Genomic DNA, 16240 nt, shown 5'->3' on the forward strand with positions numbered 1-16240 from the left:
ACGTCTCGAAGATACCCTGCGATCTACAGAAACGAAACCGTTTCGTACGTGCGTTGTCTCACGTGAGCGGGAAATCCGTGAGTTCCCACGAGTTGCTGGCCCCCCGCCACCGGAAAAGCATGGGGAGGTGAGCTATCTGCGCCTGCCGCATCTCAGCGGAGACCTGTTGTGCTTCGTGGCCGAGGACGACCTCTGGCTGACCTCGCTCGACACCCCGGGCCGCGCCTGGCGGCTCACCGTCGACCGCACCAAGGTCGGCCACCCCCGCTTCTCGCCGGACGGCCGCCGGATCGCGTACACCAGCTGGCGCAGCCTGGTCCCCGAGATCCACCTGGTCGACGTCGACGGCGGGCCCGGCCGGCAGCTGACCTACTGGGGCAGCGCCGACACCCAGGTCTGCGGCTGGACCCCGCCCGACGCGGACGGCAGGGCCGACATCCTGGCGGTCGCCTCGCACGGGCAGCCCTTCTCCTATTTCACCTGGGCCTACAAGGTCTCCCCCGACGGCGACCCGGGCCGCAAGCTGCCCTGGGGCCCGGTCGCCGACATCCAGGTCGCCGACATCGCGGACGAACGCAGGACCCTGCTGCTCACCGGCACCCCGCCGCACGAACCGGCCGGCTGGAAGCGCTACCGGGGCGGCGCCATGGGCAGGCTGTGGCTGCACGGGCAGCGGCTGCTCGAAGGCATCGGCGGCCACCTGTGCTCCCCGATGTTCGTCGGCGGCCGGATCGCCTTCCTCTCCGACCACGAGGGCGTCGGCAACCTCTACTCCTGCGCCCACGACGGCTCCGACCTGCGCCGGCACACCGACCACGACGCCTTCTACGCCCGGCACGCCGCCAGCGACGGCACCAGGGTCGTCTACCAGTGCGCGGGCGACCTGTGGCTGGTCGACGACCTCGGCCCGGACGCGACACCCCGGAGGCTCGACGTACGCCTCTCCGGGCCCCGGGCCGGGCGCCGCCCCTACCAGGTGCCGGCCGCCCAGCACGTCGACGGCGTCTCCGTCGACGAGACGGGACGGGCCAGCGCCGTCGTCGTCCGCGGCAGCCTGCACTGGCTCACCCACCGCGACGGCCCGGCCCGCACCATCGCCGACACGCCGGGGGTACGGGTACGGCTCCCGGAGATGCTCGGCTCGACCGGGCAGATCGCGTACGTCACGGACGCCGGGGGCGAGGACGCCGTCGAGATCGCCCACCTGCCCCGGGCGACCGGCGCCCGCCCACCGCGCCGGCTGGCCTCCGGGAAGCTGGGCCGGGTGCTCGAACTGGTCTCCGACCCCCTGGGCGAACGGCTGGCCGTGGCGGCGCACGACGGCCGACTGCTGCTCATCGACGTGACCGAGGAGGTCGAGGTCGTCGAGACTTCTACCGAACCCGTTGAATCCGTTGATGACGTTGACGACATTGATCAGGTTGACGAGATTGATGCCTCCGAGCCCTCCGACATTGACTCCGTTGACGGCTCGGGCTCCGACGACGTGGTCACCGAGTTGATCCAGTCGGTCAATGGACCGGTCCGTGATCTGGCCTTCTCGCCGGACGGGTCATGGTTGACCTGGTCGCATCCGGGCATCGGCCGGTCCCTGCGGCAGATCAAGATGGCCCGCATCAGCGACCGGCTCGTCATCGACGTCACCAACGGCCGCTTCGAGGACGAGAACCCGGTCTTCACCCGCGACGGCCGCTACCTCGCCTTCCTCTCCTGGCGCGGCTTCGACCCGGTGTACGACGTCCACACCGGCGACCTGTCGTTCCCGCTCGGCTGCCGCCCCTACCTGGTCCCGCTCTCCTCCGCGACCCCCTCCCCCTTCGCCCTCAACCCGGACGGACGCCCGGCAGCCGGCGGCCTGGACCCCGTCGAGGACGAGGAGGAGCCCGGCGACGGCAGCGCGGTGACGGTCGAGGTCGAGGGCCTGGAGAGCCGGGTGACCCCGTTCCCGGTCACCGCCTCCAAGTACTCGGCGCTGTACCCGGTCGCGGGCGGCGGCCTGGTCTGGCTGCGCTGGCCGATCTCGGGCGCGCTGGGCGAGACCTTCGTCAACCCGGCCGACACCAGCGGCCGGCCGACCCTCGAGTACTTCAACATCAGCAAGGCGAAGAAGTCCGAACTCGTGGACCACCTGGACTGGTTCACGGTCAGCGGCGACGGCAGCCGGCTGGTCGTCATAGACGAGGGCGAGCTGCGGGCCGTTCCGTCGACCGAGTCCGGCGACGGCGACACCACCGTCTGGATCGACCTGCGCCGCATCCTGCACGAGGTCGACCCGCCCGCCGAGTGGCGCCAGTCGTACGCCGAGGCAGGCCGCCTCATCCGGGACTACTTCTGGGACCCCGGGATGTGCGGCATCGACTGGGACGGCGTGCTCGACCAGTACCGTCCGCTGGTCGAACGGGTCGCCTCCCCCGACGACTTCGCCGACCTGCTCCGCGAGGTCCTCGGCGAGCTCGGCACCTCGCACGCCTATGTCACCCCGGCCCGCCGCAACGAGGGCCCGCCGCACTACCAGCGCTTCCAGGGCCTGCTCGGCGCCAACCTCGTGCGCCGGGAGGCCGGCTGGACGGTCAAGCGGATCCTGCCCGGCGACTCGTCCGACTCCAAGGCGCGGTCCCCGCTCGCGGGCACCGGCATCCGGGAGGGCGCGGTGCTCACCCACGTGGACGGCCGTCCGGTGGACCCGGTGACCGGACCGTTCCCGCTGCTCGCGGGGGCGGGGGCGACGACGGTGGAGCTGACGTTCACCCCGGGCGAGGGCGAGTCGGGGCCGCCGCGCCGGGTCGCCGTCCTCCCGCTGATCGACGAGCGGCCGCTGCGCTACCAGGACTGGGTGGCCAAACGCCGTGAGGTGGTACGGGAGATGAGCGGCGGCAAGTGCGGCTACCTGCACATCCCGGACATGGGCGGCTCGGGCTGGGCCCAGTTCAACCGCGACCTGCGGATGGAGGTCTCCCGGCCGGCGCTCATCGTCGACGTGCGGGGCAACGCGGGCGGCCACATCAGCGAACTCGTCGTGGAGAAGCTCACCCGGACCATCCTCGGCTGGGACCTGACGAGGAACGCCCAGCCGGTGTCGTACGCCTCCAACGCCCCGCGCGGCCCGATCGTCGCACTCGCCGACGAGGCCACCTCCTCCGACGGCGACATGATCACCGCGGCGATCAGGCTGCTGCGGCTCGGCCCGGTCGTCGGCCAGCGCACCTGGGGCGGAGTGGTCGGCATGACCGGCCGGCACCGCCTCGGCGACGGCACGGTGATCACGGTGCCGATGAACGCGGCCTGGTTCGAGGACTACGGCTGGTCCGTGGAGAACCACGGCGTCGCCCCCGACGTGGAGGTCCTGCGCACCCCCCTGGACTGGGCGGAGGGCCGCCACGTCGAGATGGACGACGCCATCCAGCTGGCCCTGGACCTCCTGACCGACCACCCGGCAGCGGTCCCCCCGGACTACACCGAGGCCCCGAACAGATCCCGCCCGAAGCTTCCCCCAAGGCCGACGAGCGCCCCGTAAGGGGCGCGGGGAACTGCGCGAGCAACCACGACGGCGCCGCACCCGCCCCCCACCGCCACCACCCCAAAACAAAACGCAGGGCACCCTCCAAGAAGAAGGGCGCCCCACGCCTGTCGGCCAAGCCAAGTGCAACGACTACGCGTCGTAGTCCTGGTCGAACCGGTCCTGCATCTCCTGCTCGGTGTCGTCCAGGTTCTGGCGACCGCGCTCAGGAGTCTGCCGGCCGCGCTCCTGCGCCTGCCGGCCGCGCTCCTGCGCCTGCTGGCCACGCTGCTGGGCCTGCTGGCCGCGCTCCTGGCCCTGCTGGCCGCGCTGCTGCGACTGCTGCGCCTGCTGCTGGCCCTCCTGCATCTTCTGCTTGGCCTGTCCCTGCATCTTGCCGGCCTTGTCCTTCATACCCATGTGGGTTCACTCCCGTGGAGGGTGAGGGGATCGGCCCTCAGTCGGTCTCGAGTGGGGCCTCGACCAGACTCACACGGGCCGACTACGCTCGCATTTCGATCAATGACGGTGCGTAGCGCGTGCCTCCTCGTCGGCTGCCCCACCTGCACCGACGAGCCCCGTACGGATGCCCTGCAAGCGGGGTGCGAACCGCTTCATCTCCCGCTGCCCGACCGTGCCGATCAGCGCCGGCAGGTACCCGCGCACGCCCTGCATCCCCCGCAGCCACCACTGCCCGTACACGTGCGCCGAGCGCCGCTCGATCCCGGCCACGATCCGGTCCACGGCCGGCCCCAGCGGGTACGTCTTGTTCGCCGGCCACGGCAGCCGCTGCCGCAACTCCCGCATCACGTCGTCCTGGTCGGCGCCCCGCACCATGTCGGTGTCCGTCCAGGACAGGTACCCGACCCCGACCCGCACGCCCTGGTGGCCGACCTCGGCACGCAGACTGTGCGCGTAGGCCTCCACGCCCGCCTTGGACGCGCAGTACGCCGTCATCATCGGCGCCGGCGTGATCGCGGCCAGCGACGCGATCTGCAGCAGATAGCCGCGGCTCTCGGTGAGCACCGGCAGGAACGCCCGCCCTGTCACCGCCGAGCCGATCAGGTTGACCTCGATCACCCGCCGCCAGGCCTCGGGGTCGGAGTCGGCGAACGGACCGCCGTTCGCCACCCCGGCGTTGGCCACCACGATGTCGACCTTCCCGAACCGCTCCTTGACCTCCCGCGCGACCCGGCTCATCGCCTCGTGGTCGGTGACGTCGGCGTACCAGTGCGCGCTGTCGGTGTGCAGCCGCCCGGAGACCTCCTTGAGGGCCTCCTCCTCAAGGCCGACCAGCGCGACCTTCGCCCCGCGCGCGGAGAGCTTGCGGGCGAGCAACTCGCCGACACCGCGCGCCGCTCCGGTGACGACGGCGACCTGTCCTTCGAGACCGACCCTGCTCATGAGCCCTCCTTGATCCGCTCGGGCCCGTCGGCACCGGCTTCTTCAGGGGCGCCGGTCACGTACTCGGTGACCAGTTCCCGGATCTTTCCGTTGACCAGCTCCGGTGCCTCGACCGGGGTCATGTGGCCCATGCCCGGCAGTTCGGTGAGGCCGACGGGGTGCGGCAGCGCGGCGACCAGCGCGCGGGCGTGCACCGGGGGCGTGAGCCGGTCGGCCGTGCCGGTGACGATCGCGGTGGGGGCGCGCAACTCCCGTACGCCGTGGTCGAGGTCGAGCTGGGCGAGGACGAGCGCCCAGGCGTGGCGCACGGTGCGCGGGCAGGCGTGCACGATCCGTGCGCACGCCTCCACCATGTGCGGGGCCGAACCCGGGCCCATGGTCACGTACTTGAGGATGCGCCGCGCGACGGGCGTGACCGGTCCGAGCGGGGCGCGCGAGGCCAGGACCCGCGCCGTCAGCCAGGTCCGCAGACCGCCGGCGCGCAACGGCAGCACGCGCGACTCCGCGACCAGCCGCGAACTGCCGGTGCTGCACAGCAGGACGGCGGCGGCGTGCTCGCGGAAGCGGGGGCGCGCGGCGGCGGCCATGACGGTCATGCCGCCCATGGAATGGCCGACGATCACGGCACGCTCCCCGCGTTCAAGGGTCTGCGCGAGCACCGCTTCGAGGTCGTCCGCCAGCGCCCGGGTGCTGCACGCGGGGCTCGCGGGACTGCGCCCGTGCCCCCGTTGGTCGTACGCGACGACCCGGTGGTCGACGGCCAGTTCCCGGATCTGCGCGGCCCAGAAGGCGGTCGAGCAGGTCCAGCCGTGGGCGAGGACGACGGGGGGCGCGTCCTCGGGGCCGTGCACCTCGACGTGCAGGCGGGCGCCGTCGGCGGAGACGACGGTGAGTTCGCGGGCGGGTGCGGGCGGGGCGTACGGCCCGGAGGTCACGTGGGTGAGCCGGCTCACGCGCCCACCTCCGCGTCCGCGGCCTTCTCGCCACCGGTGCCGATCGGCAGGGGCGCGCGGATCACGTCGTACTCCGCGAGATCCACCCGCTGGGTCGCCCGCCGGAACTCCGTGGTCGTACCGGGCCAGATGGTGGTGTTGCGGCCGTTCGCGTCCAGGTACCAGCTGGTGCAGCCGCCGGTGTTCCAGACGGTGCGCTTCATGCGCTCCTGGACCTTGTCGTTCCAGGCGGCCACGGCACCGGGGCGCGCGTCCAGGGCCGCCCGCCCACCGAGGACGCGGAGCTGGCGCAGGTAGTCGGCCATGTAGTTCAGCTGGGACTCGATCATGAGGATCATGGAGGAGTTCCCGAGGCCGGTGTTGGGCCCGATGATCGTCATCCAGTTGGGGAACCCGGCGGCCGAGGCACCGCGCAGCGCCTCCATGCCGCCCTTCCAGGCCTCCGCGAGGGTCCGTCCGTCGGCGCCGACGACCCGCTCCGCGATGGGCATGTCGGTGACGTGGAAGCCGGTGCCGAAGATGATCGCGTCGACCTCGGCGCTGCTGCCGTCGGCGGCGACGACCGTCGACCCGCGCACCTCGGCGAGCCCGCTCGCCACCACGTCCACGTTGGGCTGCGCGATCGCCGGATAGTAGGCGCTGGAGAGCAGGATCCGCTTGCAGCCGATGCGGTAGTCCGGGGTGAGCTTGGCGCGCAGTGCCGGGTCCTTGACGGCACGGGCCATGTTGCGCTTGGCGAGGCTCTCCACCAGGCCGAGTTCGTCGGGCCGCTTGGTGAACGCCTGGACCTGGAGCTCGCGGATGCCCCACAGGAGCCCGCGCCTGGCCTGGGTGGTGAAGGGCAGCGCCCGGTGCAGCCGGCGTTCGGCGGCGCTGATGGCCCGGTCGACGCGGGGCATCACCCACGGCGGGGTGCGCTGGAACAGGGTGAGCTGCGCGACCTCGGGCTGGACGGCGGGCACGATCTGGATCGCGGAGGCGCCGGTGCCGACCATGGCGACCCGCTTGCCGCGCAGGTCGTAGTCGTGGTCCCAGCGGGCCGAGTGGAAGACCTTGCCGGGGAACGAGTCCAGCCCCGGGATCTCCGGGATCTTCGGGTCGGACAGCGGCCCGGTGGCGGAGACGACGACGTCGGCGGAGAAGGCGCCGACGGCGGTCTCGATGTCCCAGCGCAGCGCCTCCGCGTCCCAGGTCATCCGCTTCACCTCGGCGTCGAAGCGGAGGTGGGGCCGGAGCCCGAACACATCGGCGACGTGCTCCAGATAGGCGCGGATGTGCTCCTGCCCGGAGAAGGTGCGCGGCCAGTCGGGGTTGGGCGCGAAGGAGAAGGAGTACAGGTGGGAGGGCACGTCGCAGGCGCACCCCGGATAGCTGTTGTCCCGCCAGGTACCGCCGACGCTGCCGGCCCGTTCCAGGACGACGAAGTCGGTGATCCCCTCCCTGCGCAACCGCACGGCCGCACCCAGTCCGCCGAACCCGGACCCGATCACCGCCACCCGTACATGCTCGTGCTGGGCCATCCCGGAGCCTCCACACATCGACCGCGATTACGCCAGTGAACACTGGCACGGTTGGACTGTAGAGCAGCTCCGTACCGATGGGTAGGGGCCGGAAGAAGGAAAGTTACCGGCGGTACAACATAGGCTGCGCACGTGGCAGACCACGGCGCGCGAAAGACCTCCACGGCCCCCGACCAGCGGCCCGACCTGGGCGGCGGGCGCGAGTACCGCATGGAGGAACTGGCCGGACTGGCCGGCATCACCGTGCGCACCCTGCGCTTCTACCGCGAACGCAAGCTGATCCCGCCACCCCGCCGCGAGGGCCGCATCGCCTGGTACGACGACCACCACCTGGCCCGGCTGCGCACGATCTCGGCGCTGCTGGAACGCGGCCACACCCTGAACGGCATCGCGGAGCTCGCGGAAGCCCTCGACCAGGGCCGCAACGTCGCCGACCTGATCGGCGTCGGCGCCCCCACCGAGGAGGAGCCGGTCCGCCTCACCCCCGAGGAACTCGCCGCCCGCTTCGAGGGCGAGGTCACCCCGGAGAACCTCGCCGCCGCCATGGACCTCGGCTACCTCGGCACCGACGGCGACGACATCGTCCACATCAGCCGCCGCCTGCTGGACGCCTCCTCGGCCCTGGTCCGCGAGGGCTTCCCGCTCGCCGAGGTCCTGGCGGCCGGCCGCACCGTCCGCGAACACGCCGACGCCCTCGCCGAACTCTTCGCCGAACTCGTCCTGCGCCACGGCCCCGAGGAGGACATGGAACGCCTGCGCCCCCTGGCCCGGAGCGTGGTGGAGGCGGAGGTGTCCCTGGCCCTGGACCGACGGCTGCGCAAGCAGGGCTAGGAACTCCCTGATCGTTCACTCCATCGGGGCATATTCCCGTCAAGTGCGGACGGAATTCGGTTCGACATCCGAGAGTGGGATCGAAAAGCCCCGGCGACTGTGCCACCAGTCCCGGGGTATGGCCGACACTCTCCAGGAGCGCCGACATGCCCGAGCATAGCCCTGAACCTTTCCAGCTGGCTTCGGCCCGCACCGGACCGCCGCGAGCCCTTGGTGCAGTGCGTCTCAGCACTCTCACCAAAGTGACCACGTCACCTGGTAGGCAACGTGCCGCGATTCAAGTGCGCGCCGAACAGTTGGGCTTGGAGTTGATCGCCGAAGCCGCAGATCTCGGGGTGTCCGCACACAAGAGCTCTCCCTTCGAGAGGCCGTCCCTGTCCGCCTGGCTACAGCGCCCCAACGAGTACGACGCCATCGTGTGGTCACATGTCGACCGCGCCGTACGGTCCGTTGCTCATATGTCCCAGTTGATCGAGTGGGGACAGAAGCACACGACCGCGCTGGTCTTCGGGATGCCGGAAGAGCACCAGCCACTCGTGGTCAGCCCACAGGCGGGTGGCAACGTTATCCGTCGTTGCATGGATCTGGCCTACGCCGCCGAACAGGAGGCTTGCGCCATTTCCGCCCGGCTCACCGGCGCCCATGAAGCACTGCGGGCAGCGGGGCGATATGGTGGCGGGCTGGTTCCCTTCGGCTACCGGAAGGCTCCACATCCCTCAGGCGTCGGCTGGTGTCTCGCCCCTGACCCGGAGACCGCTGACGTCGTTCGCATTGTTGTGCACGACGTACACGCAGGGCTGTCCCTGGTCGCAATCGCCGGCAAACTCGAAGAGGCAGGCATTCCGGTGCCTCGGGATCGCCACGCCCAGCTTCAGGGCCGTCCCATGGGCGGGCGGCGCCACGGACGCGACTTCGAGCGATTTCGCTGGACAGCCGGCAGTCTGTCCAAAATCCTCCGTACACCGGCACTGATGGGGCACCGGGTACACAAAGGGAAGACCGTCCGCGGCACTGACGGCTCGCCCGTGCTGATCGGCCCTTCATTGCTCACGGAGGAGGAGTTCCAAGCTCTTCAACACACTCTCGACGCCCGCTCGAACGGGATTCACCCCAAACGTCGGGCAACATCTCTGCTGATCGGGATCGCACACTGCACCGGGTGCAACGGCCGTATGTACTTCGCCACACGGAAGGCGTATTCGTACGGCGACTACGCCTGCCGCGCCTCCGCCCGCGGCACAACGTGCCCCGCTCCCGCCGCCATCCGTGCCAGCTGGCTGGACGACTACACCGTCAGTCGGTATCGGGAGGCATTCGCCACGGACGGCGAGGTGACTCGGGAACAACTCCTCAGGGACGGAGTTCGCGTCACGGTCGCCAAGGGACGGTCCGGTGGCGGACCGGACCGGCTGGCCGGGCCGGACACTTCGCGGCTGACATTCAGCATCGGGGGCCTGCCCCGTCAGCGACAGCCCCGAAACGGGAGGAGCGCAGAGAACCGATGCGCCCCTCCCCCACCTCCTCATAGATCGAAAACGACCGTCACTGGAGCATGGTCTGACCAGCGTTCCTCATGACGGGCGGCCCGCTCCACATACGCCTTGACCGCACGCCGGGCGAGCCCGCGAGTTGCGACGGCGAGGTCGATCCTCCAGCCTGAGTCGTTCTCGAACGCCCGGCCCCGATACGACCACCACGTATACGGCCCTTCCACGCCCGGGTGCAGCGCGCGCACCACGTCCACGTAGCCGCCGTCGGCCGGGTCCAGGACGTTGCCGAGCCACTCCCGCTCCTCGGGGAGGAAGCCGGAGTTCTTGGTGTTGCCGCGCCAGTTCTTCAGGTCGGCCTGCTGGTGGGCGATGTTCCAGTCGCCGCAGACGACGACCTCGCGCCCGTCGGCGGCGGACCGCTCGCGCAGCTCCCTGAGATGGGCCAGGAACTCGCCCATGAACCGGTACTTCTCGTCCTGCCGCTCGGTGCCCACCTCACCGGAGGGGAGATAGAGGGAGGCGACGGTCACACCGGGCAGGTCGACCTCGACATAGCGCCCGCTCGCGTCGAACTCGTCCGAACCGAAGCCGATGCGCACCCGGTCTGGCTCACGCCGGGTGTACAGGGAGACGCCCGCGCGCCCCTTGGCCGCCGCCGGAGCGTGCACCACGTGCCAGCCGCCGGGCGCGCGTACCTCTTCCGGGAGCTGCTGCGGCTCCGCGCGCACCTCCTGCAGGCAGAGCACGTCCGCGGAGGTCTCCGCGAGCCACTCCACGAAGCCCTTCTTGGAGGCGGCCCGCAGCCCGTTCACATTCACCGAGGTCACAGTCAGCACGCGGGAACGATACCGGCACACTGGACGGAGTCCGGATGTCCACCGCGTTCACCGCCTGCACGAATATACGATGCCTTACATGAATATACGCCGAGTCGCCTTCGACCACCCCGACGCCGTCAAGCTGAACGACGAGGTCCAGGCCGAGTACCAGCTGCGCTACGGCGACGGCGGCGACGCCACCGTCCTCGACACGGCCGACTTCGAGCCGCCGAACGGCGTCTACCTGATCGCGTACGACGAGTCCGACCGCCCCGTGGCCACCGGCGGCTGGCGCAGCCAGGACGCGAACGGCGAGGGCAACGAGGACGGCGACGCCGAGCTCAAGCGCATGTTCGTCGTCGAGGGGATGCGCGGCCTCGGTCTGGCCCGCCGCATGCTCACGGCCCTGGAGGACGACGCCCGCGCGGCCGGCCGCCTCCGGATGGTCCTGGAGACCGGCACCAAGCAGCCGGAGGCCATCGCCCTGTACACCTCCAGCGGCTACGAACCGTGCACCAAGTTCGGCTACTACCGGCACTACGAGTCGAGCCGGTGCTTCGCGAAGGCCCTGGGGGCGGACGCACCGGCGGCCCGGTAGGCGGCAATCGCCGCAACCGCCGCGGCAGACCTGCCGGGTGGCGAACCGGACGAGGGGTGTCACCTACCGCCCTCTCGGAACGTCACCGGGACAGCTGGAGCACCCCTAACGTGCTGAGCAACAACGTTGCGGCGGTGAGTGCGAATGCCAGCCTCTTCTGCCGGCGGCGGCGTGCGGCCATGTGGCCGGCGATCTCCGCAGAGGTCATCGCGGTTACACCGTCGGGGTGCCCTTCGCGGGCGGTCAGCGTGAGCGTCTTGCCGACGGTGGCGGCGCAACCGGCGACCAGGACGTCGATGCCGGGCCGGACGACATCCTCCGTGACCGTGAAGCTTGTGGTGTTCGACATGTGCTTGAGTGCGGTGCGGTCGACCCGGCCGGTGTCGCGCAGGCTCGCCAGGTGCGGGCCGGGGGTGAGGAACTGCCAGTCCGACGGCGGCCGCGTGCGCTCTTCAACAATGCGTTCGACCAGGTCGTTTTCCCCGCCCGGTACCAGGCTGCGGGTGCACAGCCCCGGGTCCAGCCCGACCGAGGTGGCGTCCGCGACCGCGACCGCGACCAGGTCGGGGTCGCAGCGGTCCTCGTAGAGAACGATGTGCTGGGTACCGGCATTCGATCCCACCTCATCGTCGCGGGTGACGCGAACCCGGTACCAGACGCATGCGGAGCCCGACAACGGAGCGGTCAACGTCCCGGCCGTACCGGCCGTGGTACGACCGGCGATGACGACCGGGCCGCGTACGCCCTGCAGCAGGTGCGCTTCGACCGGCTGCGAACTGTGCCGGAGGGTGTCCGATAACGGCAGGAGCCAGTCCCGCATCTGCGCCTCATCGCGACGCCTGACCATCAGCCAGAGCAGGCCGTACCCACTGACCGCCGCGAAGGACAGCAGAAGGAACCCGACCGCATAGTGCTCCCCCGAGTCGCCTGCCGGGACGGCGGGCGCGACCCCCAACAGCCCGTCTGACGCAAGGATGTCCACCGATTGACTCTATCGGCGTAAGGATCGGCCACGTACCTCGTGGGCCGGACACACCTTGCCGAGCACGCGCGGCTCGCGGTGGCGGACGCCCGGATATCGGCCTGTCACCCGGACCGCCTCCTTGTTCTGCTCAGTACTGCAGGGCCGTCGACACGTCCCGTCCGATGCGTTCGACGGCGGTGAGGTCGAGTCCGTAGTGGACATGGCGGCCATGGCGCTCCACCTGGACCAGGCCCAGGTCGCGCAGGGTGCGCAGATGCCGCGCGACCTGCGGGCGGGTCATCGACAGCCGGTCCGCCAGGTCGGCGGTGGTCATCGCCTGGCGTGCGATGAGGCGGCACAGGCGTACCCGACGCGGATCGGTGAGCGCCAGCATGCGGCTGCGCACCAGGGTGACGCCGATCTCCGGGACGTCGACGGGGAAGTGCACGACGGGGGGCAGTCCCGGCTCGTCCTTCATCAGCAGGTGCGGGGCGCCGTACCGGGTGGGGATCAGCAGCAGGGGCGTACGGGCGGGGCTGACCACCGCGTGGTGCACCTTGTCGAAGACGACCCGCGCGGGGCTGTCCAGACGGGCGCTGGACGGGCTGAGCGAGAGCAGCGCCGCCATGGGCCCCTCGTCCGCGAGTCGTCGGCGCACCCGGTGGGCGACCCGGGACAGGACGGGCTCGGTGCGCGCCCACAGCTCGTCGAAGTAGACGCGGCGGCACAGGTCGAGGAAGTCGAGCACGTCGGCGCGCAGGGACTCGGGGTCGCCTAGCAGGTCCTCGGCGAGGGCGGTGTGCGGATCCGGCAGTCCGGACGCGGTCTGGCGCAGCGCACGCGCCTGCGCCGGGTCGTGGAGCACCCGGCCGAAGTCGAAGGCGCGGTAGCCGCTGGCGCAGGTGTACGCGGTGAGTTCGGCGAACCGGTCCACCGTGAGTTCCGCCAGGGGTGTCCGGAGCCCGGGGTAGAACCCCCGCCAGCGCAGCGCCGTCCACAGCGGGGCGAACCGTGCGAGGCCGGCCCGGAAGGCGGCCGGGCCGGCGGCGGTGGTCCGCTCGGCCCAGGCCGCGTGCTCGGTGTGGTGGCCGTGTCCGGTCAGCACGTGCAGGCTCGCGGCCAGCTCGGCGGGCGGGTACACGGTGACCGTGAACCGGTCGGAGGCGGCACCTTCCAGGACGATCACGACCGACATGGGCGGGAGTGTACGGCGCTCTCACCCCGCTGCCCCCTCGAACTCGGCCCGCGCGGCCGCCAGCACCTCCGGCACCGTGAGCAGTGCGGCGACCACCTCGGCGAGCCCGGTCGCCGCGACCTGCGTGCGGTCGTGAGCCAGCGGCGTCGCTGCGGCTTCCCGCATGGCCTCGGAGTGTGCGGGCGTACCGACGTCGGCGATCTGAACGTAGGGGTGGATGACCGGCATCAGCTGCGAGAGGTTGCCGATGTCGGAGGACCCGGCGGGGCCGGCGGGGTCGTAGGGCCCGATGTCCGCGCCGAGCGCGCGCACCGTCTCCGCGAACCGCTCCGCGAGAACGGCGTTGTTGCGTCGCTCCGCATAAAGCGGCCCGGTCTCGGAGACCTCCGCCTGCGTCTGCGTGGCGAGCGCGGCCCCCGCCGCGGCGGCCCGTACCCGCTCCACCAGCGCCGCGGCCGACGCTGCCGTACGGTCCCGTACGTACAGGTCGACCGCGGCCCGCGCGGGGACCACGTTGGGCGCTTGACCGCCGTCGACGACGATGCCGTGCAGCCGGGCGCTCGGCGGGACGAACTGCCGCATCGAGTCGAGGGCGTTGAGAAACAGCTGGGCGGCGGCCAGCGCGCTGCGCCCCTGCCACGGCGACACCGAGGCGTGCGCGCCGAGCCCGGTGAACGCGATCCGCAGGTGCGCCGCCGCGAGTCCGGGCCGGCCGCTCAGCCAGCGGTCCCCCGGGTGGAACATCAGCGCCGCGTCCACCCGGTCGAAGACCCTCGCGTCGGCCAGCCGCACCTTGCCCGCGCCGCCCATCTCCTCGCCGGGGGTGCCGATCACGGTCACCGTGCCCGGGTGCGCGGGCAGCGCCCGTACGACGGCGATGGCCGCGGCCGCCCCTCCGGCCGCGATGAGGTTGTGGCCGCAACCGTGCCCGACGCCGGGCAGTGCGTCGTATTCCGCGAGGACGGCGACGCGGGGCCCCGGGCGGCCGCCCTCGTGCACGGCCACGAAGGCGGTGTCGAGGCCACCCGCGGGTGCGGTCACCGTGAAGCCCGCCTCGGCCAGCCAGCGGGTCAGCACCTGCTGGGCGTGGAACTCGGCGAACTTCAGCTCGGGGTGAGTGTGGATGGACAGGCTGACGGCGTCCATGCGGGGCCGCAGCGCGGCCAGTTCGGCGGACAACGCCTTCACGGAAGCCGTCTTCAAGGACGACATCGGGACTCCCCTCGTACGACGCGCGGAATGACGTGCTGTCAGGTACGACGAGACTGCGGCCGGGCATGGGCGAGTGGCCGCCGATTACCGCGGCCCAGGCAACCCTCCTCGCCCTGCCCTTCTCCACCCGGCCCTGTCGCGGACCGCGTCTACACGTGACGCCCCGCACACCACAAACCCCGGAAACCCCGGAAACGAAAGATCCCGCCCGATCAAGAAGATCGGACGGGATCTCGTCAACTACTCCTGAGCGAACTCAGGAACAGCGGTGCAGTGGACCTGTGGGGATTTGAACCCCAGACCCCCTCGATGCGAACGAGGTGCGCTACCAGACTGCGCCACAGGCCCTTGCAACGAGTGAAACTCTAGCATCCCCGTCGGGGTGCTTGGAAATCCGTTCCCTGACTGGTCAGGAGCGGGGTGCCGAGGCGCCCCGCTCCCTCTCCCTCAGGTCATTCGTTGGCCGCGCGCGGGCGGTCGCCGTCCTCGTACTGGTCGAAGAGGGGGGTGCGGCCGCGCTCGCGGGCCCGGCGGGCGGAGGCCGCCCGGCGGGCGTCGGTCCGGCCGTCGGCCGTCCTGTCCTCGTCGGCGGCGGGCGCCTGCTCCTCGGCCTCGGCCTCGGCCTCCGGCGCCGCCGGCCTGGTCTCCTGTTCCGGCGCGACGGCGCTGGACCGCGCGGAACTCCACGCGTCCGGCGCTCCCAGGTCCACGTCGGAGGTGGCGCGCGGCGCGACCGGCGCGGTCACGTACGTCGGCAGGGGCACCGGCACCGGGTCCCAGCTGTCCCCGTGCCCGGGCCGCCGCTGCCGCTCGCGCTGCTGGTCGACCCACTCGGCGTGGTCGGTCTGCTCGACGAGGGCGCGCCGGTCCGCGGCGAGCGCGGACAGGCCGGGGTCGGTCGCGGGCTCTGGTCCTTCCTCCGGTTCGTCCGCGCCTGCCCCGGGATCGAGGGGCTGGCGGCGGCGCGGCTGGCGCTCCCGCAACCGCTGCGCGGCGGCCTCGGCCTGGCGCCGGTCCATCTGGTAGGCGAAGCGCCGGCGCTCCTGCGCGCGCAGGTAGGCGATGTAGGCGCTGAGCATGACGGCGGGCACGCCGGGTGCCCACAGGAACGCGAGCCCTCCGACGGCGGCGACGATCGCGCCCAGCGTGAAGGCGGCGAAGAGCATGACGGTGGTGCGTCGGCGGCGCGCGAGTGCCTTCGAGCGCCGGGCGCGTTCCGCGGCCGCCTGTGCGGAGGGCGCGCGCCGTGCGGCCGGAACCTGTTTGCGGGCGGGCGCGGAGCCCGACTTGGGCGCGGGAGTGGAGGTGGACACGGGGGCGGATGCCGGGGCCGGCGCGGCGCCTGTCTGACGGGGCGGCGCGGACGGGGACTTGGCCGCCGGCGCGGCCGTCTGGTCGCGCGCCGGTTCCTGACGCCCGGGCGCCTCCGGTTCCCTCTCCGTCCGGACGTCCGCCCGGACCTGACGGCGGGTCGGAGGCATGGCGAAAGCCCGGACGTCCACCGAGTCGGTGGCGGCGTCCGGATCGCCGGCGTCCTGCTCCCCCTCCGAGGCGGAGCGCGCCCGCAGGTCCCTGGCGTACCGACGCTCCATCCCCGCCCGTCCGGACAGCAGCCGGATGGCGGTGCTGAAGCGTTCCGTCGGACGGGCCTCGTTCAGCTCGTCCTGCCTACGGAGCCACATCGGCACCAAGTAGGCGGCCCAGGCCCCGACAATGACTGCGTAGATGAGGCCGCTGCTGCTCACGCCTCACACGGTAG

The 16240-nt window shown here is 71.6% G+C and carries 13 protein-coding genes and 1 tRNA gene; 4 read left to right on the forward strand and 10 right to left on the reverse strand.

The window, feature by feature from the left end:
• The first annotated feature begins 127 nt into the window (after positions 1–127).
• Positions 128–3514 (forward strand): S41 family peptidase, encoded by a 3387-nt coding sequence (locus ABZ887_RS13185; RefSeq protein ID WP_361287206.1) that lies wholly within the window; start codon positions 128–130, stop codon positions 3512–3514.
• Positions 3515–3649: 135 nt separating this feature from the next.
• On the opposite strand, the gene ABZ887_RS13190 is transcribed toward ABZ887_RS13185, so the two are convergent.
• The 4 genes from ABZ887_RS13190 to ABZ887_RS13205 all read right to left on the reverse strand — a co-directional run bounded on the left by ABZ887_RS13190 (position 3650) and on the right by ABZ887_RS13205 (position 7373).
• Positions 3650–3916, reverse strand: coding sequence for a hypothetical protein (locus ABZ887_RS13190; RefSeq protein ID WP_361287209.1), 267 nt, complete (start codon positions 3914–3916; stop codon positions 3650–3652).
• 99 nt (positions 3917–4015) lie between these two features.
• Positions 4016–4900 (reverse strand): SDR family oxidoreductase, encoded by an 885-nt coding sequence (locus ABZ887_RS13195; RefSeq protein WP_361287212.1) that lies wholly within the window; start codon positions 4898–4900, stop codon positions 4016–4018.
• On the reverse strand, positions 4897–5853 hold the full coding sequence (locus tag ABZ887_RS13200; protein ID WP_361287215.1) for an alpha/beta hydrolase: 957 nt from the start codon (positions 5851–5853) through the stop codon (positions 4897–4899). Before ABZ887_RS13200 ends, ABZ887_RS13195 begins: the two co-directional genes overlap by 4 nt.
• On the reverse strand, positions 5850–7373 hold the full coding sequence (locus ABZ887_RS13205; RefSeq protein ID WP_361287218.1) for an NAD(P)/FAD-dependent oxidoreductase: 1524 nt from the start codon (positions 7371–7373) through the stop codon (positions 5850–5852). Before ABZ887_RS13205 ends, ABZ887_RS13200 begins: the two co-directional genes overlap by 4 nt.
• 210 nt (positions 7374–7583) lie before the next feature.
• Between ABZ887_RS13205 and ABZ887_RS13210 the strand changes: the two genes are divergently transcribed.
• Both ABZ887_RS13210 and ABZ887_RS13215 read left to right on the forward strand, forming a co-directional pair.
• The gene (locus ABZ887_RS13210) at positions 7584–8204 is read left to right on the forward strand and encodes a MerR family transcriptional regulator (protein WP_361287371.1); all 621 of its coding nucleotides are present in this window, start codon (positions 7584–7586) and stop codon (positions 8202–8204) included.
• A 146-nt stretch (positions 8205–8350) separates the two neighbouring features.
• The gene (locus ABZ887_RS13215; protein WP_361287221.1) at positions 8351–9781 is read left to right on the forward strand and encodes a recombinase family protein; all 1431 of its coding nucleotides are present in this window, start codon (positions 8351–8353) and stop codon (positions 9779–9781) included.
• On the opposite strand, the gene ABZ887_RS13220 is transcribed toward ABZ887_RS13215, so the two are convergent.
• Positions 9727–10551, reverse strand: coding sequence for an exodeoxyribonuclease III (locus tag ABZ887_RS13220; protein WP_361287224.1), 825 nt, complete (start codon positions 10549–10551; stop codon positions 9727–9729). The two genes, ABZ887_RS13215 and ABZ887_RS13220, sit on opposite strands and share 55 nt — an antisense overlap.
• Before the next feature lie 58 nt (positions 10552–10609).
• On the opposite strand from ABZ887_RS13220, the gene ABZ887_RS13225 reads away from it, so the two are divergent.
• Positions 10610–11110, forward strand: coding sequence for a GNAT family N-acetyltransferase (locus ABZ887_RS13225; protein WP_361287227.1), 501 nt, complete (start codon positions 10610–10612; stop codon positions 11108–11110).
• Between the two features lie 82 nt (positions 11111–11192).
• On the opposite strand, the gene ABZ887_RS13230 is transcribed toward ABZ887_RS13225, so the two are convergent.
• From ABZ887_RS13230 to glpR, 5 genes are all read right to left on the reverse strand, one after another.
• Complete coding sequence (locus ABZ887_RS13230; protein WP_361287230.1) at positions 11193–12092, reverse strand: hypothetical protein; 900 nt, start codon at positions 12090–12092, stop codon at positions 11193–11195.
• Between the two features lie 130 nt (positions 12093–12222).
• The gene (locus ABZ887_RS13235) at positions 12223–13269 is read right to left on the reverse strand and encodes a DUF5937 family protein (RefSeq protein ID WP_361287233.1); all 1047 of its coding nucleotides are present in this window, start codon (positions 13267–13269) and stop codon (positions 12223–12225) included.
• Between the two features lie 21 nt (positions 13270–13290).
• Positions 13291–14481, reverse strand: coding sequence for an amidohydrolase (locus ABZ887_RS13240; protein WP_361287236.1), 1191 nt, complete (start codon positions 14479–14481; stop codon positions 13291–13293).
• Positions 14482–14755: 274 nt separating this feature from the next.
• Positions 14756–14829, reverse strand: a tRNA-Ala gene (locus ABZ887_RS13245).
• A 104-nt stretch (positions 14830–14933) separates the two neighbouring features.
• Positions 14934–16226 (reverse strand): gephyrin-like molybdotransferase receptor GlpR, encoded by a 1293-nt coding sequence (gene glpR, locus ABZ887_RS13250; RefSeq protein ID WP_361287239.1) that lies wholly within the window; start codon positions 16224–16226, stop codon positions 14934–14936.
• Between the last annotated feature and the right edge of the window lie 14 nt (positions 16227–16240).

Source organism: Streptomyces sp. NPDC047061 (assembly GCF_040643955.1).
In the GTDB taxonomy this organism is placed as follows: domain Bacteria; phylum Actinomycetota; class Actinomycetes; order Streptomycetales; family Streptomycetaceae; genus Streptomyces.